The following is a 23,523-nucleotide window of genomic DNA, read 5'->3' as shown; positions in this document are numbered from 1 at the left end:
TGCTCAAAATGATAAACTGGGGATGAACAACCAAACAATATCTCATCATAAAAAGCCTAAAATATTAAACAAAGGTCGTTAATAGTTTTAAAATTAAAACAAATATATTTATATATTATAATATCCATATTAGCAAGCAATAAAGTATTTTAATTAAAAAATACAGGTAATGGTGAAAAATTATGAAAAAAATTATGGAAACTTTAATAATCTCATTAATAAACATATGCTTAATCTCAACAGGATATGCAATTCCTGAAGATAACAATACATCTATCGACACTCAAAACAGTATTTGTTCGGCTAATTACAATTTATCTAATATGGATTATACAAACAACAACCAACAAACAACACAAAATTTTGAATATCAATATTTTAAAACAGATAACTATCAACAACATATTAAAAAAGAAGATCACAGAAGAAGACGACCCTGGCAACTAAATCATTAAAAAAAAATAAAAAGATATGAGTTTATAAAAGAGTGAATAATTATATTCATTCATTATACACTCTAATCAAATATTAAATATTTCAATATATTCTAATTAAAACATTTCTTTAAACTCATTATAAGATATAAATCCATCACCGTCAGATTCAAGATTATCCCATTCACATTCAATTGCTGTTTCTACAGGGTAACCATTCCACATTGAATCTGTCATGAAAAACCAACCATATTCATCAAATTCATGCATATCAAGTTTTCCATCATGATCAGTATCTAAATCATTAAAAGTCTGCAAAGATACTGGAATTTTACGATTAGATAATTCATTGACACACACTAATAAAATAAACATCAAATCATCATTACTATTTGATACTGAAGTTTCATAATTCGATAATTCACCAGCACACACTAATGAAATAGATATCAAAAATAATAAAATAAAGAACAAACTCATATATTTTTTCATATATTTTCATATATACTTAATATTATATATTTATAACTATTTATTATCAAGATATAATACTATTTAACTGAAAAAAATTAACTGAAACTATTTCAAAAGTATTTTTTCTAAAAATTGATTTTTAATTTTTCATCTGAAATATAATAAATTTCTTGAAAAATAATAAAAGTAAAAAAAAAGAAAAAAAGATAATTCCATTATTATTTACGTTTTCTTAATGGAATTAACATGATTAAAGCCATTAATAAAATTAATAATGGATTACCAGTATTTAAATTTAAATTAGTTGATTTATTATTATCCGTTGCGATACTATTTTCTTCAGAATCAATTACATTATCATTATTTAAATCGATAGATGTATTGTCATCAACATCAGTTTTATTATCATCATGATTAAATTGGATAACAAATGATGAATTAGTAGAATTAGCTAGATATTTATCATCACCATCATAATATATTGTGATATTATAGTTTCCTTCATTTAATCCACTAATTTTGATATTTGCAGTTCCATTTATAATCTCTGAAGTATAGTTTTTACCATCAACAGTAATTGTTATGTTACCTGTTGCATCATTAGGGACTATAACTTTAATAATAACAACATCAGTTTTATTATCAATGACAACTGAAATTGGAGTATTTAATTTATTTACTTTAAATGTAGTTGTGTTTTTACTAGGTAAATATTTATCATCTCCTACATAGTTAGCAGATACATTATATTCACCTGAAGTTAAATTACTAAGTTTTAAAATTCCAGTTCCATCATCAAGAGTTACATTATACTGCTTACTATTTACAGTAATAGCTACAATACCTGTTGCACCATCAGATACTTTGATAATGATAGTTGCATTTTCATCAACGAAAATATCATCAGCACTAACAATCACACTAGAATTAAGTTTAGCTACATTGAAAACACTTGTACCATTACATGAGTTGTATTTTTCATTTCCTTGGAAAATAACAGAAACAACATAACTGCCACTGCTTAAACCAGGAATACTAATTTTAGCAACACCATCCTCAATAACAGCAACATAACTAACACCATCAACTACAAAAGTAACATTACCACTAATATCAACACCAAAATCAGCAACAATAACAGCATCATCACCAACAAAAATATCATCAACACTAACAACCATACTAGAATCCAACTTACTTACATTAAATGTAGTTGTGTTTTCACTAGGTAAATATTTATTATCCCCTAAATAGTTAGCAGATACATTATATTCACCTGAAGTTAAATTATTAAGTTTTAAAATTCCAGTTCCATCATCAAGAGTTACATTATACTGCTTACTATTTACAGTAATAGCTACAATACCTGTTGCACCATCAGATACATTAACAATAATAATCGCATCATCACCAACAAAAATATCACCAGCACTAACAATTACACTAGAATCAAATTTATTTACATTAAATGTAGTATTAGCTTTAGCAACATTATACTTTTCATTACCATTGTATATTGCATCAATAGTATATTTTCCAGCATCTAAATCAGAAATAGAAAAAGATGATGTTCTATTTATAATATTTGACGTATAATTTTTACCATTAATTGTAATTGTTATGTTACCAGTTGCATTAAATTGATTAATATTAACTTTTATATTAGCTATTTCACCATACCAAATATCATTTACATCAATATTCAATACAGGATTTCCTTTCAAGATAGTAATATTTGTAGTAAGCTCTCCAATCCAGTCATAACCATCAAAGTAGTAACAATAAACTCCGTAAGTACCAACAGTTAAATTAGGATTATTGTATATTGGTACAATACCAGTACCATTTGTAATATCTTTGATCCTATTATACCACTCATTTCCTTGAGAATCTGTCAAAACAAAGTCTAAATAATCATTAGGATAATCTACAGGATAATCAGGAAATCTAGTATCATTAATATTAACGGTTATAATCACATTATCACTGTACTCAACTTCTTCACTAATATTTATCAAATATCTTCCAGAAGTTTCTCCAGTTACAGGATTAGTATCATTTATAGGTAATTGATAATTATCAGTCACATTAGTGTCCTCAACAGCAGATACAGTTGATAAACATAATAATGTAATTAAAAATATTAATACTGTATAACTTGCATATTTAAAATTCATGTCTCTTTCACCTCCATTTTATTTAACTAAAAGTAGAGCTAATAAAAAAAGCTCTTATTAGTATATCTAATGTTTATTCTATAAAATATTTATCTAATTTTAGAATTAAATAATGATTTGAAAATTAATTAAATCTAATTTAAAATAATACTATTTTTGAGAGTAAAATTAAATTTCAAATAAAAAAAAGTAAAAATAATAGAAATAAATTTTTATAATTTATCCCCATTATCATCATAAACTGCGGTTATTATATTAGCATCACTATTTAACCCTACTTCTCCTTTTTCAAAATCAAAACTAAATGATTTTCCAACACTTTGATAAAAAGGATCAGTTGTTTCTTCAGAACTGATTGATCCAACTTTTAATCCAATAGCATTTTTAATATCTGCACTATTACTTTCTCCACCAAATTGGCTCATGAATCCAGTTGCAAAGTTAGAATCATATTCACACATTTTATCACATGTTGCATCATCAAAGTAGTATACTTTTCCATCTACTTCCACACTTGCAAAATAAGTTAAATTTTATTCATATCTTTCTATAAGAAACAAACATAAACCTCAACAATACATAATTATACTTTTTTATCTTTAACTTCAACATACTCCTTAATTGTACTTAATATTCTTTGTTTATAATTATATAACTCCGAAACTTTTTCCACACTTATTTTCTCACCAATTTTCATTCCATTATGCCCAATATCCACATTATCAAATAATTCAATTCTTAAATTATCAGTATTGTTAAAATGTAATCTAAGAATAGTGTAAAATTGATGATTGTCTAACAAGATATTACAATAACTTTTTCTATCTCTCATTGTAACTCTATCTCCATCAATAAGTTCACTAGCAATAGATTTAACAATATAATACCCTTCTAATTCTTCTTCAGTTGTCACTACCCCATCATTATTTTTAACTTCAGTTTCTTCTACTTGATCATCTAAATGATATTCATCATTATTAGAAACTGCATCAGATAATCTTTTTTCAACTTTTTCATTAATGATTTCTGTAGATACCTTAGAGATGATTGTGGAAAATCTTTCTTTCACAGATTGAGTTAAAACACCATCATAAACTTGTTTTCCAATAACTTTAACAAATTCATCTGATGGATTAGATAATTCATTATTTAAACATTTTTTAATCAAAGTTTTATATTTTAGATTATCTGCACGAGTTATTACTTCTTCAGTTAAATTTTATTCGTATCTTTCTATAAGAAACAAACAGCAGTATCAAAAATTATAACTTTCCTATTTTTAAACTCTTTCAAACCTTTTTGAGCTAAATCAAGCGCATCTTTATTATCTGGATCCCCATAAAGTGGAACCTGCATTTCTTCAGTTAGTTGTCTTAATTGTTCATAAGCTGCAGGTCTCCATGTATCAGTACATACAACAGCAGGATTGAAACCTTTTTTTTGTAAATATCTACATAAGTTAAATTTTATTCGTATCTTTCTATAAGAAACAAACTAAATTATGGTGACTGTTTATGTCAAATAGTCTTTGAAACACTATCAAGCCCTTGTGAGTGTCCTTATGATGGAAAATATCAAGGTGATACGGGTGTTGTTTGTAGTAGGTGGAATAAATGATGATTAAAAGGTTATGGGGGTGGTTATGTGGATTGTTTAGATGTGATGAAGTTTATCGTGTTCCTGAGCCATCTCAGAGACAGCCCCAGGTACGGAATAAGGAGGAGATACGATGAGTGCTTCAGAGAGATTATTCCGTAACCCTACAAACATTGTAAAACAGTGCAATTATTATCCTTTTAATCGTTATGTTTTTGATGATGTTAAATTTTATTCGTATCTTTCTATAAGAAACAAACTCTATTTTTATTTTCTTTTTTATACTATTTAAACACATCTGGATTCTTCTTTGAAAAGTATTATTAGGAAGGTATAAAAGTATTACTAAAATAAGGGGGGTTTCCTAAAATCAGTTACCAGTTTAAATAAAATCCTGTATAAACATTATTATTAAGTAATGAATTTACTAATTTTTTTGTTTGGTTTTCAATGATTTTTGCATATGTTACTTTTTCATTTTCAAAAGTTAAATCACTATGAATTTTTGCCATTATTTCACTAGCTAATAATTTTCTAGATTCTAGTTTTAATGAATTGTTTCTTTTATCTATGTCTGTTTCGTTAATTTGGTTAGTGTTTATTAATTTAAACACAGTTTTATCGACTATTTGTTGTCTAAATTCTTCTATTAAATCAAAAATTAAGCTTTGTCTTCTTTTTAAATCTGCATGTAGTAATCCACAGTATGGATCAAGTCCTGAGGTTACAATATTTTTTGCAATTTCGGAAGCAAGTATTGCATATCCATAATTTAGCATGGAATTTACAATATCATTTTCTGGTTTTTGGTTTCTGTTTTTGAAATTAATTTCATCAGGTAGTAGTAAACTTACTGCTTCCCAATAATTAACAGAGGTTATTCCTTCAAATCCCATTATTTTATTTTTAGAGGTGAATACATCATCAGTAGGGATTATTTTGAAGTTTTTGAAATCTTTTATGTTTTGTTTAATTTTATTTTCAATTATTTTAACTTCTTTAATTTTTTTATTCTTATTTAGTGTTTTAATTGTTGATTTCTGGTTTTTCATTTTAGATGTTATGAATTCTTTTGAAATTAGGAGTCCTTTATGGTTTTCACTAGCTTGGTATTGTAATTTTTTTAAAATAACATTGTTTTGATTTGGGGATTCTAAGGTATAGTTAATTTGACCAAAGTAGTTGATACTGATTAATTTAATATTGTTTTTTGCTATTAAATTTAATGCATCGAATGTTATATGGCCTTTAGCCATTATAGTTATATCTGATACTTTATTTGCAGAAATTCTGTATATTTCATAGTCTTTTTCCATAACTACTATTTGATTGTCTTTTTTTCTTAGTGTTTTATTGTAACCGTCAATTATTAATTTCATAATATCTTATATTTTTCTTCTTCTAGTTTTATTTCTTTTCCAAAATATGTGATTTTATTATAACATGCCCCACATATTGGGATTATTATTATAAATCCGTTTTCATCAGTTATTTTAGATATTTTTTCTTTTAAAATAAGTATTTCAGTATTATCTAAATTTCCAATATATGTTTTTTCATTTATTTGTTTAAATGCGTTATAGTTTAAGATTCTTTTAAGTTTTAAAATATCTTTTTTGAATTTTAAATTAAATAAAACTAGTGTTTTCAATTTTATCACATTTTAAAAAAAAAAAAGTGGAATGAAAATTTAATTTAATTTTCACGTTTTTTAAGTAATTCTAAACCTATGTCTCCTAATTTATATTTTTGGATTTTTCCACTGGTTGTTAATGGGAATTCATCAACAAAGAATACATGTTTTGGAACTTTGTATCTAGCTATTTTACTGATTGCATAGTCCCTTACATCTTCTTCAGTTAAATCTGAGCCTTTTTCTTTTATTATGAATGCTCCTACGATTTCTCCATATTTTTTATCAGGTATTCCTGCTACTTGAACATCTTGGACTCCATCTATTGTATATATGAATTCTTCTATTTCACGTGGGTATATGTTTTCTCCTCCACGTATTATCATGTCTTTAATTCTTCCAACAATTGAGTAATATCCATCTTCATCTATTGTAGCTAAGTCTCCAGAGTGTAAAAATCCATCTTCTTCTATTACTTCTCTTGTTTTTTCAGGATTTTTATAGTATCCTTTCATTACATTAAATCCTCTACAGACTATTTCTCCTTTTTTACCTACTTCGGTTATATCTTCACCTGTGTCTGGATCTATAAGTTTAACTTCCACATTTGGGAAAGGAGTTCCTACCGTATTTACTTTCTTCTCAAAAGTGTCTTTTGCATTTGTCTGTGTCATTCCCGGTGATGCTTCTGTCAGCCCATATACACTTGTGATTTCAGTCATGTTCATTTTGTCTATTACTTCTTTCATAGTTTCTATAGGGCATGTTGAACCTGCCATGATTCCTGTTCTAAGTGATGACATATCAAACATGTCAAACATTGGATGTGTTAATTTTGCAATGAACATTGTTGGAACACCATGTATTGCAGTACATTTTTCTTTTTGAATAGCTGAAAGAGCTAAAAGTGGATCAAATTCTTCTAACATAACAATTGTTGAACCATGAGTAATTACTGCCATAACTCCTAAAACTGAACCGAAACAATGGAATAATGGTACCTGGATACATAATCTGTCTTCTTTGGAGAAGTTCATGTTTTCTCCAATATAATATCCGTCATTTAAGATATTTCTACTGGTAAGCATTACTCCTTTTGGGAAACCTTCTGTACCACTAGTATATTGCATATTTACTACATCATTATTATCAAATTCTTTTTTGATTTCTTTAAGAATTTCATCATCTTGATTTTGACCTAATAATAATAATTCATTAGTATTATACATTCCACGATGTTTATCTTGACCTACATGAATAACATATTTTAAAAACGGGAATTTTTCAGAAGTTAATTTTCCTCTTTGGCAAGTTTTAAGTTCAGGTACAAGTTCATAGATTATATCTATATAGTCATTATCTCTAAATCTGTCAGTTAATGCTAATGCTTTCATGTCTGATTGTTGAAGGATATATTCTAATTCATGGCTTTTGTAAGCAGTATTAACAGTTACTAAAACTGCACCAATTTTTGCTGTTGCAAACATGAATGTTAACCATTCAGGAACATTTTTTGCCCATATTCCAACATGATCACCTTTTCCAACTCCTATAGCCATTAATCCTTTTGCTAAATTATTTGCTCTTTCATTGAATTCAGAATAAGTAAATCTTAAGTTTCTATCTGGATAAACTAAAAATTCATGATCAGGAAGTTTCTCTACTTGTTTTTCGAAAAAGTCAGCTAATGTTTCTTCAGTAAATAACATCTAAAAAACCCTCTAAAAATAATAAAAATTAATCATATGGAGTGTAAATTACAGCTAATATTTTTGCTGTTTCATCATTATAACTATGTAAATGGTGTGATACAATTGAGTCATAGTATATACTGTCACCTGTTTCTAAAACATAATTATTTTTACCGTAAATAACTTCAATAGAACCTTCAAGAACGTAAATAAATTCTTCACCTTCATGGGAACTAAGTTCATGGATTTTTTCTTTATCTTCTTTTAAATCTATGATGAAAGGTTCCATATTTCTGTCACTTTTTCCAGCAGCCAATGAGTAGAATTCCAAATTACTGTCATCAGTTTTGTTTTCATCACCTGAGAAATAAACTACCTTGTCACTTTTTCCTTTTCTAACTACTAATGGTCCTGTTTGTTCATCATCATCAATAAAAGTGCCTATTCTAACACCAAGGACTCTTGCTATTTTTGTTAAAGGAGTAAGTGATGGTATAATTTCACCATTTAATATTTTTTCAATCAATTCTATATTAACATCACTGTCATTAGCTAAATCTTCAAGTGACACATTTCTAACATTCATTAATGTTTTAATTTTTTCTCCAATCTTGTTTTTATTAGGCATTTTCCCACCATAACCATTTTAATATACTAATAATTTTATTTGTTATTATTAATAAATTTATTTTAAATAATACATATTAAATAGTAAAAGTTATTAAAAAATAATATATAACAAGTGGTGATAACATGCCTCCTTCAAAAGAAGATATTTTATTAACATATTATGGGAAAAAAGAAAGTCAACGAAGATTGTCAAATCAAACGTCAAATAATTTAATATATAAAGCAAAAATTGAAAATTATAGTTATAAAGCTGGAAAATGGATTGTAACTTTAATTATTATAAGTTTAATTATGGCATTAATTGCCGGTATTGGAAGTTTAATACTTACATTATTTGCATTAGTACTTGTAATTGTTTATTATTATGGAATCAAAAGAAGTATTCAAAATAAATTAACTAATAAAACAAAATATTACTGTATCCATTGTAATCACGTGTTTACAGGTCCTAAACCTTATTGTGAAAACTGTGGATCACAACTTGATTGTGACAAAAATATGTATAGATGCAGTAACTGTGGAGAAACATTTATTGGAAAAAGAAAGAAATGTCCTATATGTAAAACAGGATTATATTATTAAGTTTGAGATATTATGAATAATGAATCTTTTTGGAATAGATATGCTATAGTTTATGATAAAATAATTGGAAATAAAATTAATAACAAAGAATTAATTGATTTTATTCTAAAATATATTAAAAAAAAGTGATGAATTACTTGAAGCTGCTTGTGGAACTGGAGCTTTCACAACTTTACTTTCACCACATGTGAATAAAATTACTGCATTTGATTATTCTGCTGAAATGATTAAAAAAGCTAAAGATAAATCTGAAAATTTAGAAAATATCAATTATTTTACAGGAGATTTAAATAAAATAGATTATGAAGATGATTATTTTGATGTGTGTTTAGCAGCTAATGTTTTACATTTATTAGATAATCCTGAAATAGCTATTAATGAGCTTAAACGTGTTGTAAAAAATAATGGAATTTTAATACTTCCAACTTATATTAAAGGAAATTTATTTCAGCGTTTAATGCTTAAAAGTTTAAAGTTGTTTGTATTTAAGAGTCAGGAATGGTCTAAAAATGATTATTTATCGTTTTTAGAAAAACATGATTTGAAAATTATTAATTATAAAGTTTTTATGGTAGGTCAACCGTTATGTGTAGCTATTATTAAAAACATGAAATAACTAAATTAAAATACCCCAGTCATTTAATTGTATACAATAAACTTTTTATTAAAATAATTAAAGGTGTAATTAATTTAATAATATAAAAAAGGATATTGGATATTTAATATCCAAGTAAAATTTTAATACCAATTAAAATAAGGACAATTCCACCAACAATTTCGAACTTGTCCCCAAAATAATTTCCAAGTTTTTTTCCAATGAAAATACCAATAATAGTAAATATAAATGCTACAATACCTATAATAGTACATGGAAGTAATAATGCAGTATTTAACAATGCAAAGGTAATTCCAACTGCAAATGCATCAATACTTGTTGCAATAGCAAGTAAAGTTAATTCTTTAAAGCTAAAAGTATCTAAAATATCTTCATCATCATCACTTAAACTTTCACGAATCATGTTTAATCCAATAGCTAAAAGTAAGAAAAATGCAATCCAGGGAGCTACTGTTGATACAAATGAACTTATTGTAGTTCCACATAAATATCCTAATACTGGCATGATAAATTGAAAAATACCAAAAAATAATCCATAATATAGAATTTGTGAATTTGTTAAATTTTTTTGAGTGAATCCCTTTGTAAGTGAAACACTAAATGCATCCATTGCCAATGCAATAGCTATTATAATAATTGAAATTAATGCCGTATCCATATTATTCTTCGTAAGTTATACTCTCTAGTATACAATATTGTTTTTAATAGTTAATATAGATTATTAAAAATAGAAAAAATAAGAAAATAATTATTTTCTTTTTAGAATGACAATAGAAACAATTATAACTAAAGCTATTGCCAATATAAGTATTGGAAGACCTGTTGTAGCATTAATACCTACACTATCAGCATTATTATCTTTAGGAGCATTGTTAATTACAGGTAAATCTGCAGCTTTTTTATCTACATCCAGATATACGTGTGTTGAATTAGGAAGATATTTATTATCTCCACTATAATTAACATTAACCAAATATGATCCTTTTGTTAATCCTGGAATACTTACACTAGTTTTACCGTCAATTAATTGGTTAGTATAACTTTTATCATGAACACTTACAGTTACAGTTCCTGTAGCATCAGAAGGTAACATAACATTAACGATAGCATTTTCTCCTTCTTTTATATCTTTAGCAGAAACAGAAATATGTGTAGCATATTTTTCCACTTCAGGATTTTTTCTTACTTCAAAAGTAGAAGTATTTGTAGATGATAAATAGTTTTCATCACCATCATAGGTAGCTAAAACATCATAAGAACCTTCATCTAAATTATCCACATTAAAAGTAGCCACACCTTTATCAATAGGAGCAGAAAACACTTTCCCATCAACATTTACATTAATAACACCAGTAGCATCCTCATTAACCTGAACAATTATATCTCCAGTAGTGATATTATCCACATTAATAATAATCATAGATTCAGCTTTTGTATTATCCACTTCAACATCATTATTTACAGCAGAAATTACAGGAGTAATTAATAAAAGTAGAATGAATAGAAAAATAGAATATTTTAGTTTATCCATTTTTTTAACCTCCACTATAATCAAATAGTACTAAAAAATGATATGTTTATTATGATATTAAAAATTTACTTAAAAAAAATTAAAAACAATTATAAACATTTTATTTTGTTTTCTTGAGAAATTAATTTATAAAAATAAAAACAAAATAATATTAATAACAAAAGGAATTAAAAATATGAATATTTTAATTGATGGATCAGGTGCAGTAGGGTTAGGTTTAGGTGCATCTATGCTTTCCCAAAAAGCACAAGTGTCTTTTTATGCAACAGGAAAAACGGCTACTGCAATTAAAGAAAATGGACTTAAAAGAACAGGATTATTCAAACATTACTCATTTACTCCTGATGAATATCAGGTATATACAAATTATGATGATATTCCAAGTGAAAGTTTTGATTATGTTTTTATATGCAGTAAAACAGTAGCTAATAATGACATAAGTAAAAAATTAGCTAATCATAAAAATATTCTAAAAAATAACTGTAAAATAATAATATTCCAAAATGGATTTGGTAATGATGAACCATTTTTAAGATATTTTTCAAAAAAAGAAGTATATTGTGCAAGAGTAATTACAGGATTTTCAAGGCCTCAAAGACATATTAGTGAAATAACTGTATACACTGAACCTATTCTTTTAGGATCACTTCAAAATGTAGATCCAGAACCTCTAACCGAAATAGCTCAAATGATTAGTGCTTCTGGAATTAACTGTGAAATAAGCCATGAAATAGACAAATATTTATGGGCTAAAATGCTTTATAATTGTGCATTAAATCCTCTTGGAGTAATCCTTAATTGTACATATGGTAAATTAACTGAAAATGAATATTCTAAAAATATCATGAATAATATTATAGAAGAAATATTTGAAGTTATTAAAAAAAGTGAATACTCAACATTATGGGATTCACCTGAGGAATATAAAAAATTATTCTACTCAAAATTAGTTCCTGATACCTACAATCATTATTCTTCTACTTATCAGGATATTCAAAAAAAGATTAAAACAGAAATTGACACCTTAAATGGGACAGTTATTAAATTAGCTAAAAAATATGATGTGGATGTAAGTACAAATAAAACTATTTATAACTTAATCAAATCAATTGAATCAGAATTTTAAAAAAGTTTATTAGTTATTTTTTCTAATAAACTTACATTCTATACCAATAAGGATAGGAATAATAATAATGATGATGCTTATTATTTGCTCTAAGTATATCTTCATACTCAATAGATTGTTTTTCAGCAGCTTGATCATCATCATATTTATGTCTTGCTTCATCTAATATTCCATAAAATGTATCTGCATCATAAGAAGAATCTGGAGTGTTAATTATCATTTCTTCAATTTCTTCATTCATTTGACCATTCCATGATATACAATAAATTGAATCTCCTGAAGAAAAATATACATAAGACACATTATGTTTTATAACATTCACATATTCAGTAATATATGACACATCATGTGTTCCAATAGTTGAATTTTTAGCCTTAAAATTATAATCATCCCCATATGAAGAATCAAGATAATCATCAACACATCTAATACCAAATGTAAAAATATTAGTAATCATATAACAATTATCACTATTACTAAGTTCACCTCCTTGATATTTTGGAGGTACTTTAAAATCAACGTTATTTACTTTTACTGTTTTCCAATCAGAGTTATCTACTGCATTTACACAATTAATTGAAATTATTAAACTAATAAAAAGTAAAGATATTAAAATCTTCTTTGAAATCATATAAATATATTTGTATTAACTCACATATAACATTTTATTAACATTTTTTAGAAAATTAATTATAAAACTTTATATACTTTAAGACTAAATATAATAGTGTTCGTATACTATAACTTATTTTTTACGAATACGAACAATGGTGATGGTTAAAATATGAGTATTCGCTATTACTCCTTTAGTGGTGTTTAGGAGGATGAATACTCATAATATATTTAAATTAAATTTTCTAATTTTTTAGTATACTCTTCAATCAACAAATAATTATTAGCTACAACATCTAACAATTGCATCTTATAATCATTAAACAATGTTTCATCATCAAGTATTTCCTTTTTGTTATATGGATAAGAGTTTTTAATATTATAAATTTTCTGATTAATCTTATTAATCTCATTTATAAAAAAATCATCATCTTCAAAAATACTTTTGTCTTCAGGAAGTAAAATAGCTAAAGATCTCATAGTAGTTAAATCATAAGTTTCAAAAGCTTCAACAATCTCTTCAAACAAATCTGCTTCATAAGTACTTTGAATAGGATTAAAAGAAGGATGTAATTTATAAATTAAATCCTGATAAAGACTATTTAAACTGTTTAACTCATCATCAGACAATTTAGTCTGATTTTCTTTTTGTTCAATAGCTAAGTCTAATTCATCCATATATTTTTTTAACATGTCAATTGAATTTTTAAACTCACAGTCAATACATGAATCAATATTTGAAGTATCTACACCCTTTTTAAATAATTCAATATATTTTTTAATCATTTCTAATTCAATATCTAAATTATAAGCTTCACATTCAATAAAACCAAAACTAAGCAAATATATTTCTTCAATTTCTGGACAGATATGGAATTTTAATTCATCATATTCAAAAATTAATTTAGCTAATTTTTCTTTTAAATTAATTGACATTATTAAAACCTTACTTCTATATATATGAATTAAACCTATTTATAAACTATAGGTGATTTAAATGGAAATAAAAGAAAATAACCTTAAGGAATTAATTGAAAAATACATGAATATTGAAGACACACAGGAAAATCATGAAGAGTTACATCAACTAGGACATGAAATCGACCATGTAATATTTGATAACAACTTTTATCTTGTAACTCATAACGATGGAGATGAAAAAGAAATTGTTTCATTAATTATAGGTGATGATGATGAATATTTCATACCATTATATACGGATGATGAAGAAGTAAAAGAAGCTATTGAAATATTCAAAACAGAAGATGAAAAAGCTACATTTGAAACAGAAATCGTATCATCTACAGAAATATTAGAAACATACTTAGATGATGATGCATTCCTTGGAATAGCTATTAATCCACCTAAATATGATTTTGTAGTATTTAGTCAAAATGTTGTTGAAGATCACGAAGACTGCTGTTGAGTCTTATGAAAATTGAAGACTTAGAAACTTATAAAAAAGATGGAACAAAATCATCTAAAAGTCAACTGAAAGAATTTATTAATTTATATGCTACAATAGCTAAAGAACTTAAAAATGAGAATTCAGTAGAGCTTAATTCTATTAAAATTAATATTAAAGAAACATATCCTCAGGAAGTTTATTTAACTTTAATTGATGAGGCGGAAAAATTTGTAAAATTTAATATTACTCAGGGTTCTAAAAATTATATAATTCCAATATTTACAGATATTACAGAATACAAAGAAGGTAAATCTAAAATATCCACATTGTTTTTAGATAAGTTAAGTTGTAAAATTTTATCTATTGAGGATATTGAAAAATTAGCTAGTAATGATGAAAACTTTCAGGGATTAGTTATTAATCCACACTCACAAAATTTCATGATGGATAGAAATGGTGGTTTTTAATATGGAGTACATTTGTCCTGTTTTAGGTCAAGGTGATGAAAGAGATTTCATAGCTATTGGAACTATAAAAAATTTTAAAATAGCTGTTTTTAGTGACATGACTATGTATCATGAAGGTTGCAAATATTTAAATGTAATTGGTTATGAACCAATTAAAGTTTCCAGTCAATTATTCAAAGACCTTGCTAAAAAAGATGATGAATTCTCAGGGATCATTGTGAATATTCACGATGAAAAAAAGATTATAAATAAAGAAGAATTAGAAAAATTATAAATCATCTTCTTCTTCAATTTCTTCATCATCAACAATATAAAAATTACTATAATACTTATATTTATAAGACATTTTAAACCCTTTTTCTGCTTCTCTTTTTGGTCTTAACTTACGTCTTTTAGTAGCGGAAATTTCTTTTTTAGGATTCTGGTGTGATTTAACTAAATTTTTATTTTCTCTTACATACTGTTGCTGTCTAGTCCTAACACGATTATACTTATACACACCTTTTCTTAATAAACGTCTTCTAGTTGTTACAAATCTTAACACAAAATCACTCTATTTTCTTGAAGCAGATTTATCTAAAGTAGCTTGAATTTCATCAATTCTATCAACAACTACTTTAATAGCTTGTTCACCTTGACGAGTAGGATTAATACCTTGCTCAACTAATAATGCATCTCTAATATCCCTTAATCTATCAATTGAATCAATTTTCATTATTGTACTATAAAACATATTTCTCCTCCAAAATATTATCATTAATTATATTACATTTTTATTTAGAATAATTTATAAATCTTATCATATTAAAACAAAGATTATGAAATACAACATTAAAACAATCTACTTAGCAGGTGGACCTTTTTGGGAAGTGGAAGCATATATTTCCAGATTAAAAGGAATTATACAAACGGAGGTAGGTTATGCAAATGGAATAACACATGATCCAACATATGAAAAAGTAGCTACTAATAAAACAAAACATGTAGAATGTGTAAAAGTAAATTACAATACATATGAAACAGAATTAGAAGAAATACTTAAATAATTTCTAAAAATAATCAAAAAACCCACTAAACCACAACATAAATTAGGAATTTATTGGCATGAAAATAAAGATGCTAAAACAGTTTTAAAATTTTTAAAACAAACAAAACCCAAACTACCTATTGAAGCAAATATTTTAAGAGGTTTTTACCTTGCTGAAGAAAAATATCAAAAATATTTAGATAAACATCCTGAAATCCACCCAAAAATTGATATAACTTTAAATCCCACCAAAAACTTAAGTTTAGAATCATATCAGGTAACATCACTAGCTATGAATGAAGATGCATTTACCGGAAAATATGTTGATTTTGATGAAGAAGGCATATATTTAGATATTACAAATAATGAAGAATTATTTTCATCAAAAGATAAAATAAAAACTAATTCTGGATTTGCTTGTTTTAGTAAACCCATTCATGAAAATGCAATTGATAGCCTAAGAGATTTTTCATATGGAATGGTTAGATTAGAAATCAGAGCATCAAAAAGTGGAATCCATTTAGGATATAAAAGAAGAAATTATTATGAAATAAATTCAGCAGCATTAAAATTTATCCATAAATAAATTTAACTTACTCTCATGAATAGTTTCATTGTTTTTAAAATAGTAATTCTTATTTAAAACCAATGAAAAATATTTTTAATAATTAAATCTAAATTAAAAAACAAAAATAATTCACGGAGGTTTAAAAATGTCCAATAAAAAACACAAACATTGCCCTTTTTGTGGTCATCACATAGATAAAGATGATATGATTTGTCCCCACTGTGGATTATTCATTCCCTAATTTTACTATTCATTACTTTACATGACAATTATAGATATGAATTTGTAGAAATAAATAGTGACAACATTAGCTAGTTGTACTATGGGAGTTTATTTAATCCATATACAAATCAAATATACAATTTTCAATGAAATATTCCCATTTCCAGAAACTAGTTTTATTTATAGAATTTTAGGAACATTTTGTTTATATCTTCTCTCGGTAATGATTGTATTTTTCATTAAAAAAATACCAATATTAAATAAAGTTGTATAAAATAATAGAACTATTAAAATTTATTTATAAATAGTTACTCCTTGTTTAATAGATTTTAAACCTTCTATTAATAATTTTTTTGGACAAGCAATATTTAATCTTAAAAATTCATCACAACTATTACTAAAATCAATACCTGGAGATAATAATACTCCTGTTTTTTCATTTAAAAACTCAACAAAATTTTTTGAGGATATATTTAACTTAGAACAATCTAACCACAATAAATATGTAGCTTCACAATCAACTAATTTAATTTCAGGAATTTCTTTTTTTAAAAAGTTAGCTACATATCTTTTATTATCATAAATATATTGTCTCAACTCATTAAGCCACAATCTACCTTTAGTATATGCAGCAATTGCTCCAACAATAGCAAAAGTATTAGCTCTGCTAACCCATTCAACATCTAAAGCATTGAAAACATCTTCTTTTAATTTTTCACTAGTAACATAAACTGCAGCAGTATTTAAACCAGCAATATTAAATGATTTAGTAGGAGATAAAGTTGTAATTGAATCATGTTTACTTACACTGCTAAAAGGAACATATTTTTTATCTGGATCAGTTAAATCACAATGAATTTCATCAGAAATTATATGTACACCATATTTGGCACATAAATTAGCTATTTTTTCCAAATCATTTTTGGACCAGATTTTACCAATAGGATTGTGTGGATTACATAACATCATTAAAGTTACATTTTCATCAGCTAATTTTTCTTCCAAATCTTTAAAATCAATTTCATAATTTCCATATTTATAGATTAAATGATTTTCTACAACTTCCCTATTATTATCCTCAATCACATGAAAAAATACATGGTACACTGGTGTTTGGATTAATATTTTATCATTTTCTTTAGTTAATTTACGAATAATAGTAGCTATTGCTGGCATTACACCATTAGCAAATTTTAAATTATTTTTATCTATATTTAATCCATAATATTTCCACCAATTGATATATGCATCATACCAGTCATTTGGAATTATAGTATAACCATATAAATTACTGTTAGCTTTTTTTATAATTTCATCAGATATTTCTGGAGCAACTTTAAAATCCATATCTGCTACCCACATTGGGATTTTAGTATTAAACAAATCCCATTTTAAGGAATTAGTATTTTCACGATTAATTACCTTATTAAAATCATATGCCATATAAATCATTTTTAATTTCTTTTATAACTCTTGCTGGAACACCTACAGCTAATGAATTATCTGGAATATCTTTACTGACTACAGCTCCAGCACCAATAACAACATTATTACCTATTGTTACTCCAGGTAAAATTGTTACATTACCTCCAATCCATACATCATCCCCAATAGTAATTGGAGCAGTTGTTCCAATTTTATTTCTCCTACCTTTAGGAGATATAGGGTGACCTACAGTAGTTATTAATGTATTTGGTCCTATTAAAACATAATTTCCAATTTTAACATCAACAACATCAAGAATTGTTAAATTATAATTAGCTAAAAAATGAGATCCAATATAAATATTTTTTCCATTATCACAGTTAAATCTCTTTTCAATACAAACATCTTCTCCAACAGAGCCTAACATGAATTTTAAAAATTTATACTGTTTTTGTTTATCTAAATCATCAATTGAATTATATTTTCTACAGTTTATTATTGCATTATTTTTTAGTGCTTCTACTTCAGGATCATCATAACAATAATCCAATCCTGCTTTTAATTTTTCAAGTTCACTTTGCAATTAAAAAACCTTAATTAATTTTTTTTAAAAAAAAGTAAATGTAAAAAAAAGATATTTAATCTTCTTTTTTAAAGAAATCTTTTTGAATATCATTAACTATTTCAGTAAATCTTTTAGCTACTTCAGATTTAGGTTCAATAGTAACCATTACTCCACCTTTATTTGGTGAATTTGATACTTTTTCAGTTAATGGTAAATCTCCAAGATAACTAATTTCCATTTCATCTGCGAAATCTTTTCCATCACCTTTACCAAAGATATGGAGTTTTTCACTACAATGTGGACATTCATAGTAAGCCATATTTTCAACTAAACCAATATTTTCCACATTTAACATTTCAACCATTTTTACACATTTTAAAACATCTTCCTGAGATACTACATTTGGAGTAGTTACCATGACTACTGCATCAATATCTGTAATTGTTTGTAAAACAGTTAATGGTTCATCTCCAGTGCCCGGTGGGTTATCAATAATAAGAACATCAAGAGGTCCCCATGCTACATCAGATATTAACTGTTTAATACTGCCTGTTTTTTGTGGTCCTCTCCAAATAATTGGAGTGTCAATACTATCTAACATAAAAGCCATTGACATTACTTTAAGACCACTTGGTGCTTCAACAGGCATCATATGACGTTCTTCATTAATCATGATGTCTTGATCTTCTACACCTAACATTTTTGGTATATTTGGACCATGAATATCTGCATCTAATATCCCAGTGGTAAATCCTTCTTTTTGGAAAGCTTCTGCAATATTTGCAGCTACTGTTGATTTTCCTACTCCTCCTTTACCACTCATAACAGCAATTTTATATTTAATTTGCCCTAAATTCTTTGAAAGATTAAGTTGTTGTTCAATCATTTGTTTTTGTTGTTCAGGAGTCATCTGTCCTCCATGACCATGATGTCCATGTTCTGGCATAAATATCACTCTCTAAATTTTATATATAATATTATTATAATAACTAAAAGTATTTAAAAGTTTACAATAATTTTAATTAAATTTCTTACTAACTTCTTCTACAGCAAGAACTAATGGGTCAGTAACCATAGATACTGGAGGTGCATAAGCAAATTCAACATTACTTAATTCAAAACAACTTAAACCTTGAGTAATAGCTAATGTCATTGTATCAATTCTTTCAGCAACTCTTTCTTCAGCGATTATTTGACAACCAATAATTCTACCTTTACAGTCACAAATAATCTTAATATCCATAGGTTTAGCATTTGGATAATAACGAGCTCTTGTAAGAGCTTCTACTTTTTCAACAATTGGTTTAATATTGTTTTGTTGAGCAAAACTGGAAGTTAAACCAACAGCACCAAATTCTAATTTACCAACCTTAGACACCATAGCATTTAACACAGGATTGAAATTAGCTTTTTTACCAGTTATTGTTCTAGCTAATGTTTTAGATTCACGAACAGCAGTAGTTCCTAAATGACTAATTGTATTAGCTTGAAGAATTAAATCTTGAGATTCAACACAGTCCCCAACTGCATAAACATCTTCAACTGAAGTTTCCATTTTTTCATTAACTAAAATAGCCCATCTTCCAATGTCACAATCAGCCATTTTAGCTAGTTTTAATTCAGGTCTTACACCTGTAGCTAAAATAACCATGTCTGCATCAATACAACTTCCATCACCGAAATATGCCTTTTTAACTTTTCCATTTTCCCCTTCTAATTTAGTAATAGGTTCACCTAACATAACATGGATATTTTCCATTTTTAAGTAGTTAGTTAAAATATCTGCCATATCACTATCAAGAGATCTTGGAACAATTTGTGGCATCATTTCACTTAATGTTACATTTAAACCTAATTCTTTTAAAGCATAAACAATTTCAATACCAATCAATCCAGCACCAGTTACAACAGCACTTTTAGAGTTTTTAGCCCATTTTTGAACTTTTCTACCATCATCAATGTTTCTTATTTGGAAAACACCATCTAAGTCAACTCCTTCCATTGGTGGTACAAAAGGATTTCCACCAGTAGCTAAAACTAATTTATCATAAGAAATAGTTTTTTCACCATCATCATTTTCATAAGTGACAGATTTTTTATTACTATCTATGTTAGTTACCTCAGAGTTTACTAAAACATCAATATTATCTTCTTTATAATCTTGAGGTGTTTTCATAATAATATCATCAAAAGAAGCAATTTTTCCAGATAATACATAAGGAATAGCACATGGAGAATATGCTACATTTTTATCACGAGTTATAACAATAATTTCAGCATTTTTATCTAATCGTCTAATATTGGAAGCTGTGGACATACCACCTGCTCCACCACCAACAATAACTACTTTCATTCTAACAAAACCTTTTTTAAACAAATTAACAAATATTTGTGAATTTTAACACTAATATTTATTAAAATATAAGTATAAAAAAGTAACTATTGAAAAAAATTTAATTTGAAAGGTGAAAATAAATGAAAGAAATTAAATTTAATTTAAAAGAAAATCCTTTTATAAATTTTCAATCATCAAGATATTCCATGTCATCAAGAATAAATGTTGAAAAAATGTGGAAATATTCAAAAGAAAATGATTATTCTTTTTTTATTTTATCATTAGGTTGCTTATTAAAAGCTGTAAATTCAATACCTCAACTTAAAAGAAGAATAATTGATAATAAAGTTATTGAATATGATTATTTAGATGGAGTATCTCCAATTATGAATAAACAAGAAGATAACTACAAAGAAATGAGAGTTAAACCTCCAGAACAATTTAAAGACACTTTATCATGGCATGATTATGTGAAACAATTAATTCAAGACACATTAAATAACAAAAAAGAAGCATTTATGATTGAAATGGAAAAAAGAGATATTGAAAACATAGTCAACTTATCATGTATCCCCTGGGTAGATTTTGATTCCATAACAACCTGTACAGCATCACCTACACAAATTCAACCATTAATCACCTGGGGAAAAGTGAATGAAAACTATGAAATGACAATTGCTATTACAGTAAGTCATATATTTGTTAATGGTCTAGAATTAGGGGAATTCTATAAAAAAGTTCAGGAAAATTTTAATCAATTGCCTTAGATTCAATATTTGTAGCTTCTAATTTAAAAATTACGGGTCTTAAACCATCATTACAACTTACAATAGCTACACCTGGTTTCTTAATCCAATCTTTATAATAAAATAAGTCATTTGCACTATGAGCTAAAGCAAATACATACTGATATATGGCTTTCCATGCTTCATCACAAAAACCTTCAGGTTTTGCCCAATCACCTAATAAACTTCCCCCTCTTTTAACATTGGACAACAACCTAAACCATCAACACCATATTTATTAGCTAAATCTTCCTGAAATGTTGTTTTTAAAACAGTTATTTTAACTTTTTTCATGAGAATCAAAAAAAGGTAAAGATTTAATCAAAATCAATACCGGTTATTCTAAATCCACCATAATGTGATTTATATTTAATATTCATACCAATTAATAATGGAGTAATAGATTCAATTAAATGAGCTTTATTTAATGGTCCAATATCAATAGCTTTTAAATCAGGAATTTTTTCAATTATTTCAGTAGCAACTTGTTTAGCTTCCTCATCATCACCACAAATTAAACAATCACAATCAATTGGCTCTGAAAGGTTTGCTAAATGGGAATTACTAATATTATTAAATGCTGCAATAACTTTAACATTAACATCTTTTAATATTTTTGCTGCACGTTCAGCAGCAGAACCTGGATTTATGTGTAAAACATTGCTGACAGGTCCGCCAATAGCTGTTTCTAAAGGTACAGTTGCATCTAAAAGTATTTTTCCTTTTGCATTTTCTTTAATTGTTTTTAAAGTTGCACTTTGAGCTTCTAAAGGCACTGTTAAAATTAATACATCTGCATTAGCTGCTGCATCCTCATTAGCCATACCTGTTAATTTTTTAGGATTATATTCTTTGATTTCTTCATTTGTTTCTTCAACTATTTTTAAAGCTTTTTCTTCTTTACGTGATCCTACAATTACATCTTCACCTGCAATAGCTAAACGTTTTGCGATTCCAAGACCTTGTGCACCGGTTCCACCAATAATACCTATTTTCATTTTTTATTCTCCTTATTTTTTGTCGTAGAGTAATCCTCCAACAAAAATCATGTATTCTGGTAATTTTCCATCTTTTGCATAGATGATTTCATAACCAAAAATATCTTTGATTGTTTCGTCAACATTCCCACCTAGTGATTCAATAGAATATCTTAATTTAAATGGCATTTTACATCTCATACCAATTGTTCGAGTGCATCTCATACATAAATTACAGCTTCCTATAAATAATCCTAAAGAATCATCATCTTCCAATGCATAAATTTCATTCATTAATTTAACTTTCATCCTCTCAAGTTTTTTTATGATAAAATTCAACTCATTAGGAGTGTATGTTCTATTTAACTCTTCCAAAGAAAAATCAAATTTAAAAGCAATTATTTTAAGTTTGTTAAATGAATTCCATATTTCTTTAGGATTAAAATCAAAAGGTGGACAACTCCAGTTGTTACCGTATTGATCGCACTCTTTACAGATTTCTAAAAATTTATCAACGTCAACATATTTGTTACAATAATCAGATACATCAACATCTGCAGTGAGTTTAGTTATGTTAACCATATTATTATTTTAAATAAAACAATAAATAAAAGTTTCCAAAAAAAGAAAAAAGTTAAGAGA

32 protein-coding genes and 1 pseudogene are annotated in these 23,523 nt (G+C 26.5%); 11 read left to right on the top strand and 22 right to left on the bottom strand.

Features of this window, described 5'->3' with window-relative positions:
• Positions 1 to 182: 182 nt before the first annotated feature.
• The gene (locus Q0984_RS03500) at positions 183 to 455 is read left to right on the top strand and encodes a hypothetical protein (protein WP_299523627.1); all 273 of its coding nucleotides are present in this window, start codon (positions 183 to 185) and stop codon (positions 453 to 455) included.
• A gap of 96 nt (positions 456 to 551) precedes the next feature.
• Here Q0984_RS03500 and Q0984_RS03495 read toward each other — a convergent pair whose 3' ends face one another.
• The 9 genes and pseudogenes from Q0984_RS03495 to Q0984_RS03455 all read right to left on the bottom strand — a co-directional run bounded on the left by Q0984_RS03495 (position 552) and on the right by Q0984_RS03455 (position 8,633).
• Positions 552 to 887 carry an EF-hand domain-containing protein gene (locus Q0984_RS03495; RefSeq protein WP_299523624.1) on the bottom strand — a complete coding sequence of 112 codons (336 nt, stop codon included), beginning with the start codon at positions 885 to 887 and terminating at the stop codon, positions 552 to 554.
• 239 nt (positions 888 to 1,126) lie between these two features.
• Positions 1,127 to 3,085, bottom strand: a complete 1,959-nt coding sequence (locus tag Q0984_RS03490; protein ID WP_299523621.1) for an Ig-like domain-containing protein — start codon at positions 3,083 to 3,085, stop codon at positions 1,127 to 1,129.
• A gap of 212 nt (positions 3,086 to 3,297) precedes the next feature.
• Positions 3,298 to 3,597 (bottom strand): hypothetical protein, encoded by a 300-nt coding sequence (locus Q0984_RS03485; RefSeq protein ID WP_299523618.1) that lies wholly within the window; start codon positions 3,595 to 3,597, stop codon positions 3,298 to 3,300.
• 71 nt (positions 3,598 to 3,668) lie between these two features.
• Positions 3,669 to 4,253, bottom strand: a complete 585-nt coding sequence (locus tag Q0984_RS03480) for a hypothetical protein (protein ID WP_299523615.1) — start codon at positions 4,251 to 4,253, stop codon at positions 3,669 to 3,671.
• An 80-nt stretch (positions 4,254 to 4,333) separates the two neighbouring features.
• Positions 4,334 to 4,543 (bottom strand): annotated as a pseudogene (locus Q0984_RS03475) (signal recognition particle protein Srp19); the annotation flags it as partial.
• A 512-nt stretch (positions 4,544 to 5,055) separates the two neighbouring features.
• Positions 5,056 to 6,060 (bottom strand): CRISPR-associated endonuclease Cas1, encoded by a 1,005-nt coding sequence (gene cas1, locus Q0984_RS03470; protein ID WP_299523612.1) that lies wholly within the window; start codon positions 6,058 to 6,060, stop codon positions 5,056 to 5,058.
• The gene (gene cas2, locus Q0984_RS03465; protein WP_299523610.1) at positions 6,057 to 6,341 is read right to left on the bottom strand and encodes a CRISPR-associated endonuclease Cas2; all 285 of its coding nucleotides are present in this window, start codon (positions 6,339 to 6,341) and stop codon (positions 6,057 to 6,059) included. The genes cas1 and cas2 overlap by 4 nt, the downstream gene beginning before the upstream one ends.
• A gap of 35 nt (positions 6,342 to 6,376) precedes the next feature.
• Positions 6,377 to 8,023 (bottom strand): AMP-binding protein, encoded by a 1,647-nt coding sequence (locus Q0984_RS03460; RefSeq protein ID WP_299523608.1) that lies wholly within the window; start codon positions 8,021 to 8,023, stop codon positions 6,377 to 6,379.
• A gap of 28 nt (positions 8,024 to 8,051) precedes the next feature.
• Positions 8,052 to 8,633 (bottom strand): helix-turn-helix domain-containing protein, encoded by a 582-nt coding sequence (locus Q0984_RS03455; protein ID WP_299523606.1) that lies wholly within the window; start codon positions 8,631 to 8,633, stop codon positions 8,052 to 8,054.
• 125 nt (positions 8,634 to 8,758) lie between these two features.
• Here Q0984_RS03455 and Q0984_RS03450 point away from each other — a divergent pair, with 125 nt between their 5' ends.
• Positions 8,759 to 9,217: a hypothetical protein gene (locus tag Q0984_RS03450; RefSeq protein WP_299523603.1), complete on the top strand. Its 459-nt coding sequence runs from the start codon at positions 8,759 to 8,761 to the stop codon at positions 9,215 to 9,217.
• 112 nt (positions 9,218 to 9,329) lie between these two features.
• Positions 9,330 to 9,833 (top strand): class I SAM-dependent methyltransferase, encoded by a 504-nt coding sequence (locus tag Q0984_RS03445; RefSeq protein WP_299523818.1) that lies wholly within the window; start codon positions 9,330 to 9,332, stop codon positions 9,831 to 9,833.
• A gap of 103 nt (positions 9,834 to 9,936) precedes the next feature.
• Here Q0984_RS03445 and Q0984_RS03440 read toward each other — a convergent pair whose 3' ends face one another.
• Entirely contained in the window at positions 9,937 to 10,491 is a 555-nt protein-coding gene (locus Q0984_RS03440; RefSeq protein ID WP_299523600.1) for a manganese efflux pump MntP family protein, read from the bottom strand.
• A 90-nt stretch (positions 10,492 to 10,581) separates the two neighbouring features.
• Positions 10,582 to 11,364: an Ig-like domain-containing protein gene (locus Q0984_RS03435; protein WP_299523597.1), complete on the bottom strand. Its 783-nt coding sequence runs from the start codon at positions 11,362 to 11,364 to the stop codon at positions 10,582 to 10,584.
• Positions 11,365 to 11,539: 175 nt separating this feature from the next.
• Here Q0984_RS03435 and Q0984_RS03430 point away from each other — a divergent pair, with 175 nt between their 5' ends.
• A complete protein-coding gene (locus tag Q0984_RS03430) occupies positions 11,540 to 12,490 on the top strand; it encodes a ketopantoate reductase family protein (RefSeq protein ID WP_299523595.1) in 951 nt (316 codons plus the stop codon).
• A gap of 31 nt (positions 12,491 to 12,521) precedes the next feature.
• Here the strand turns inward: Q0984_RS03430 and Q0984_RS03425 are convergent, their stop codons facing one another.
• Both Q0984_RS03425 and Q0984_RS03420 read right to left on the bottom strand, forming a co-directional pair.
• On the bottom strand, positions 12,522 to 13,121 hold the full coding sequence (locus Q0984_RS03425; protein WP_299523592.1) for a hypothetical protein: 600 nt from the start codon (positions 13,119 to 13,121) through the stop codon (positions 12,522 to 12,524).
• A gap of 212 nt (positions 13,122 to 13,333) precedes the next feature.
• The gene (locus Q0984_RS03420; RefSeq protein ID WP_299523589.1) at positions 13,334 to 14,038 is read right to left on the bottom strand and encodes a hypothetical protein; all 705 of its coding nucleotides are present in this window, start codon (positions 14,036 to 14,038) and stop codon (positions 13,334 to 13,336) included.
• 61 nt (positions 14,039 to 14,099) lie between these two features.
• On the opposite strand from Q0984_RS03420, the gene Q0984_RS03415 reads away from it, so the two are divergent.
• The 3 genes from Q0984_RS03415 to Q0984_RS03405 are packed head-to-tail and all read left to right on the top strand — an operon-like array spanning position 14,100 to position 15,251.
• Complete coding sequence (locus Q0984_RS03415) at positions 14,100 to 14,528, top strand: hypothetical protein (protein WP_299523586.1); 429 nt, start codon at positions 14,100 to 14,102, stop codon at positions 14,526 to 14,528.
• A 5-nt stretch (positions 14,529 to 14,533) separates the two neighbouring features.
• Entirely contained in the window at positions 14,534 to 14,977 is a 444-nt protein-coding gene (locus Q0984_RS03410; RefSeq protein WP_299523584.1) for a hypothetical protein, read from the top strand.
• Position 14,978: 1 nt separating this feature from the next.
• Positions 14,979 to 15,251 carry a hypothetical protein gene (locus Q0984_RS03405; RefSeq protein WP_299523581.1) on the top strand — a complete coding sequence of 91 codons (273 nt, stop codon included), beginning with the start codon at positions 14,979 to 14,981 and terminating at the stop codon, positions 15,249 to 15,251.
• Here Q0984_RS03405 and Q0984_RS03400 read toward each other — a convergent pair.
• Together Q0984_RS03400 and Q0984_RS03395 are read right to left on the bottom strand one after the other, a co-directional pair.
• Positions 15,246 to 15,521 (bottom strand): hypothetical protein, encoded by a 276-nt coding sequence (locus tag Q0984_RS03400; RefSeq protein WP_299523578.1) that lies wholly within the window; start codon positions 15,519 to 15,521, stop codon positions 15,246 to 15,248. The genes Q0984_RS03405 and Q0984_RS03400 overlap by 6 nt on opposite strands.
• A gap of 9 nt (positions 15,522 to 15,530) precedes the next feature.
• Positions 15,531 to 15,710 (bottom strand): hypothetical protein, encoded by a 180-nt coding sequence (locus tag Q0984_RS03395; protein WP_299523575.1) that lies wholly within the window; start codon positions 15,708 to 15,710, stop codon positions 15,531 to 15,533.
• A gap of 85 nt (positions 15,711 to 15,795) precedes the next feature.
• Between Q0984_RS03395 and Q0984_RS03390 the strand changes: the two genes are divergently transcribed.
• The 3 genes from Q0984_RS03390 (at position 15,796) to Q0984_RS03380 (ending at position 16,813) form a co-directional block, all read left to right on the top strand.
• Positions 15,796 to 16,023, top strand: coding sequence for a peptide-methionine (S)-S-oxide reductase (locus tag Q0984_RS03390; RefSeq protein ID WP_299523572.1), 228 nt, complete (start codon positions 15,796 to 15,798; stop codon positions 16,021 to 16,023).
• A gap of 9 nt (positions 16,024 to 16,032) precedes the next feature.
• Entirely contained in the window at positions 16,033 to 16,590 is a 558-nt protein-coding gene (locus tag Q0984_RS08865) for a peptide-methionine (R)-S-oxide reductase (RefSeq protein ID WP_365906981.1), read from the top strand.
• A gap of 127 nt (positions 16,591 to 16,717) precedes the next feature.
• On the top strand, positions 16,718 to 16,813 hold the full coding sequence (locus Q0984_RS03380; protein ID WP_299523570.1) for a zinc ribbon domain-containing protein: 96 nt from the start codon (positions 16,718 to 16,720) through the stop codon (positions 16,811 to 16,813).
• 275 nt (positions 16,814 to 17,088) lie between these two features.
• Here Q0984_RS03380 and Q0984_RS03375 read toward each other — a convergent pair whose 3' ends face one another.
• The 4 genes from Q0984_RS03375 to Q0984_RS03360 form a co-directional block, all read right to left on the bottom strand.
• A complete protein-coding gene (locus Q0984_RS03375) occupies positions 17,089 to 18,246 on the bottom strand; it encodes a MalY/PatB family protein (RefSeq protein ID WP_299523566.1) in 1,158 nt (385 codons plus the stop codon).
• Positions 18,227 to 18,802, bottom strand: coding sequence for a sugar O-acetyltransferase (locus tag Q0984_RS03370; RefSeq protein WP_299523563.1), 576 nt, complete (start codon positions 18,800 to 18,802; stop codon positions 18,227 to 18,229). The genes Q0984_RS03375 and Q0984_RS03370 overlap by 20 nt, the downstream gene beginning before the upstream one ends.
• A gap of 55 nt (positions 18,803 to 18,857) precedes the next feature.
• Entirely contained in the window at positions 18,858 to 19,730 is an 873-nt protein-coding gene (locus Q0984_RS03365; RefSeq protein ID WP_299523560.1) for an Mrp/NBP35 family ATP-binding protein, read from the bottom strand.
• Between the two features lie 72 nt (positions 19,731 to 19,802).
• The gene (locus Q0984_RS03360) at positions 19,803 to 21,137 is read right to left on the bottom strand and encodes an FAD-dependent oxidoreductase (RefSeq protein WP_299523557.1); all 1,335 of its coding nucleotides are present in this window, start codon (positions 21,135 to 21,137) and stop codon (positions 19,803 to 19,805) included.
• 122 nt (positions 21,138 to 21,259) lie between these two features.
• Between Q0984_RS03360 and Q0984_RS03355 the strand changes: the two genes are divergently transcribed.
• Entirely contained in the window at positions 21,260 to 21,886 is a 627-nt protein-coding gene (locus Q0984_RS03355; RefSeq protein WP_299523554.1) for a CatA-like O-acetyltransferase, read from the top strand.
• Here Q0984_RS03355 and Q0984_RS03350 read toward each other — a convergent pair.
• The 3 genes from Q0984_RS03350 to Q0984_RS03340 all read right to left on the bottom strand — a co-directional run bounded on the left by Q0984_RS03350 (position 21,870) and on the right by Q0984_RS03340 (position 23,463).
• The gene (locus Q0984_RS03350; protein ID WP_299523551.1) at positions 21,870 to 22,115 is read right to left on the bottom strand and encodes a TIGR04076 family protein; all 246 of its coding nucleotides are present in this window, start codon (positions 22,113 to 22,115) and stop codon (positions 21,870 to 21,872) included. The two genes, Q0984_RS03355 and Q0984_RS03350, sit on opposite strands and share 17 nt — an antisense overlap.
• A gap of 106 nt (positions 22,116 to 22,221) precedes the next feature.
• On the bottom strand, positions 22,222 to 22,902 hold the full coding sequence (npdG, locus tag Q0984_RS03345; RefSeq protein ID WP_299523548.1) for an NADPH-dependent F420 reductase: 681 nt from the start codon (positions 22,900 to 22,902) through the stop codon (positions 22,222 to 22,224).
• Positions 22,903 to 22,914: 12 nt separating this feature from the next.
• On the bottom strand, positions 22,915 to 23,463 hold the full coding sequence (locus Q0984_RS03340) for a DUF2284 domain-containing protein (protein ID WP_299523545.1): 549 nt from the start codon (positions 23,461 to 23,463) through the stop codon (positions 22,915 to 22,917).
• Positions 23,464 to 23,523 lie beyond the last annotated feature (60 nt).

The organism is uncultured Methanobrevibacter sp., from assembly GCF_934746965.1.
Classification (GTDB): domain Archaea; phylum Methanobacteriota; class Methanobacteria; order Methanobacteriales; family Methanobacteriaceae; genus Methanocatella.
This window is presented reverse-complemented; position numbering and strand designations above follow the sequence as displayed.

What these genes read in the sequence shown, in the direction of transcription:
- Q0984_RS03430 (WP_299523595.1), top strand. Translation starts at nt 11,540, where the DNA reads ATGAATATTTTAATTGATGGATCAGGTGCAGTAGGGTTAGGTTTAGGT.
- Q0984_RS03355 (WP_299523554.1), top strand. Translation starts at nt 21,260, where the DNA reads ATGAAAGAAATTAAATTTAATTTAAAAGAAAATCCTTTTATAAATTTT.
- Q0984_RS03395 (WP_299523575.1), bottom strand. Translation starts at nt 15,710, where the DNA reads ATGTTTTATAGTACAATAATGAAAATTGATTCAATTGATAGATTAAGG.
- Q0984_RS03440 (WP_299523600.1), bottom strand. Translation starts at nt 10,491, where the DNA reads ATGGATACGGCATTAATTTCAATTATTATAATAGCTATTGCATTGGCA.
- Q0984_RS03460 (WP_299523608.1), bottom strand. Translation starts at nt 8,023, where the DNA reads ATGTTATTTACTGAAGAAACATTAGCTGACTTTTTCGAAAAACAAGTA.
- Q0984_RS03450 (WP_299523603.1), top strand. Translation starts at nt 8,759, where the DNA reads ATGCCTCCTTCAAAAGAAGATATTTTATTAACATATTATGGGAAAAAA.
- Q0984_RS03390 (WP_299523572.1), top strand. Translation starts at nt 15,796, where the DNA reads ATGAAATACAACATTAAAACAATCTACTTAGCAGGTGGACCTTTTTGG.
- Q0984_RS03375 (WP_299523566.1), bottom strand. Translation starts at nt 18,246, where the DNA reads ATGATTTATATGGCATATGATTTTAATAAGGTAATTAATCGTGAAAAT.
- Q0984_RS03490 (WP_299523621.1), bottom strand. Translation starts at nt 3,085, where the DNA reads ATGAATTTTAAATATGCAAGTTATACAGTATTAATATTTTTAATTACA.
- Q0984_RS03360 (WP_299523557.1), bottom strand. Translation starts at nt 21,137, where the DNA reads ATGAAAGTAGTTATTGTTGGTGGTGGAGCAGGTGGTATGTCCACAGCT.
- Q0984_RS03380 (WP_299523570.1), top strand. Translation starts at nt 16,718, where the DNA reads ATGTCCAATAAAAAACACAAACATTGCCCTTTTTGTGGTCATCACATA.
- Q0984_RS03435 (WP_299523597.1), bottom strand. Translation starts at nt 11,364, where the DNA reads ATGGATAAACTAAAATATTCTATTTTTCTATTCATTCTACTTTTATTA.
- Q0984_RS03340 (WP_299523545.1), bottom strand. Translation starts at nt 23,463, where the DNA reads ATGGTTAACATAACTAAACTCACTGCAGATGTTGATGTATCTGATTAT.
- Q0984_RS03410 (WP_299523584.1), top strand. Translation starts at nt 14,534, where the DNA reads ATGAAAATTGAAGACTTAGAAACTTATAAAAAAGATGGAACAAAATCA.
- cas1 (WP_299523612.1), bottom strand. Translation starts at nt 6,060, where the DNA reads ATGAAATTAATAATTGACGGTTACAATAAAACACTAAGAAAAAAAGAC.
- Q0984_RS03500 (WP_299523627.1), top strand. Translation starts at nt 183, where the DNA reads ATGAAAAAAATTATGGAAACTTTAATAATCTCATTAATAAACATATGC.
- Q0984_RS03405 (WP_299523581.1), top strand. Translation starts at nt 14,979, where the DNA reads ATGGAGTACATTTGTCCTGTTTTAGGTCAAGGTGATGAAAGAGATTTC.
- Q0984_RS03455 (WP_299523606.1), bottom strand. Translation starts at nt 8,633, where the DNA reads ATGCCTAATAAAAACAAGATTGGAGAAAAAATTAAAACATTAATGAAT.
- Q0984_RS03420 (WP_299523589.1), bottom strand. Translation starts at nt 14,038, where the DNA reads ATGTCAATTAATTTAAAAGAAAAATTAGCTAAATTAATTTTTGAATAT.
- Q0984_RS03425 (WP_299523592.1), bottom strand. Translation starts at nt 13,121, where the DNA reads ATGATTTCAAAGAAGATTTTAATATCTTTACTTTTTATTAGTTTAATA.
- Q0984_RS03415 (WP_299523586.1), top strand. Translation starts at nt 14,100, where the DNA reads ATGGAAATAAAAGAAAATAACCTTAAGGAATTAATTGAAAAATACATG.
- Q0984_RS03365 (WP_299523560.1), bottom strand. Translation starts at nt 19,730, where the DNA reads ATGCCAGAACATGGACATCATGGTCATGGAGGACAGATGACTCCTGAA.
- npdG (WP_299523548.1), bottom strand. Translation starts at nt 22,902, where the DNA reads ATGAAAATAGGTATTATTGGTGGAACCGGTGCACAAGGTCTTGGAATC.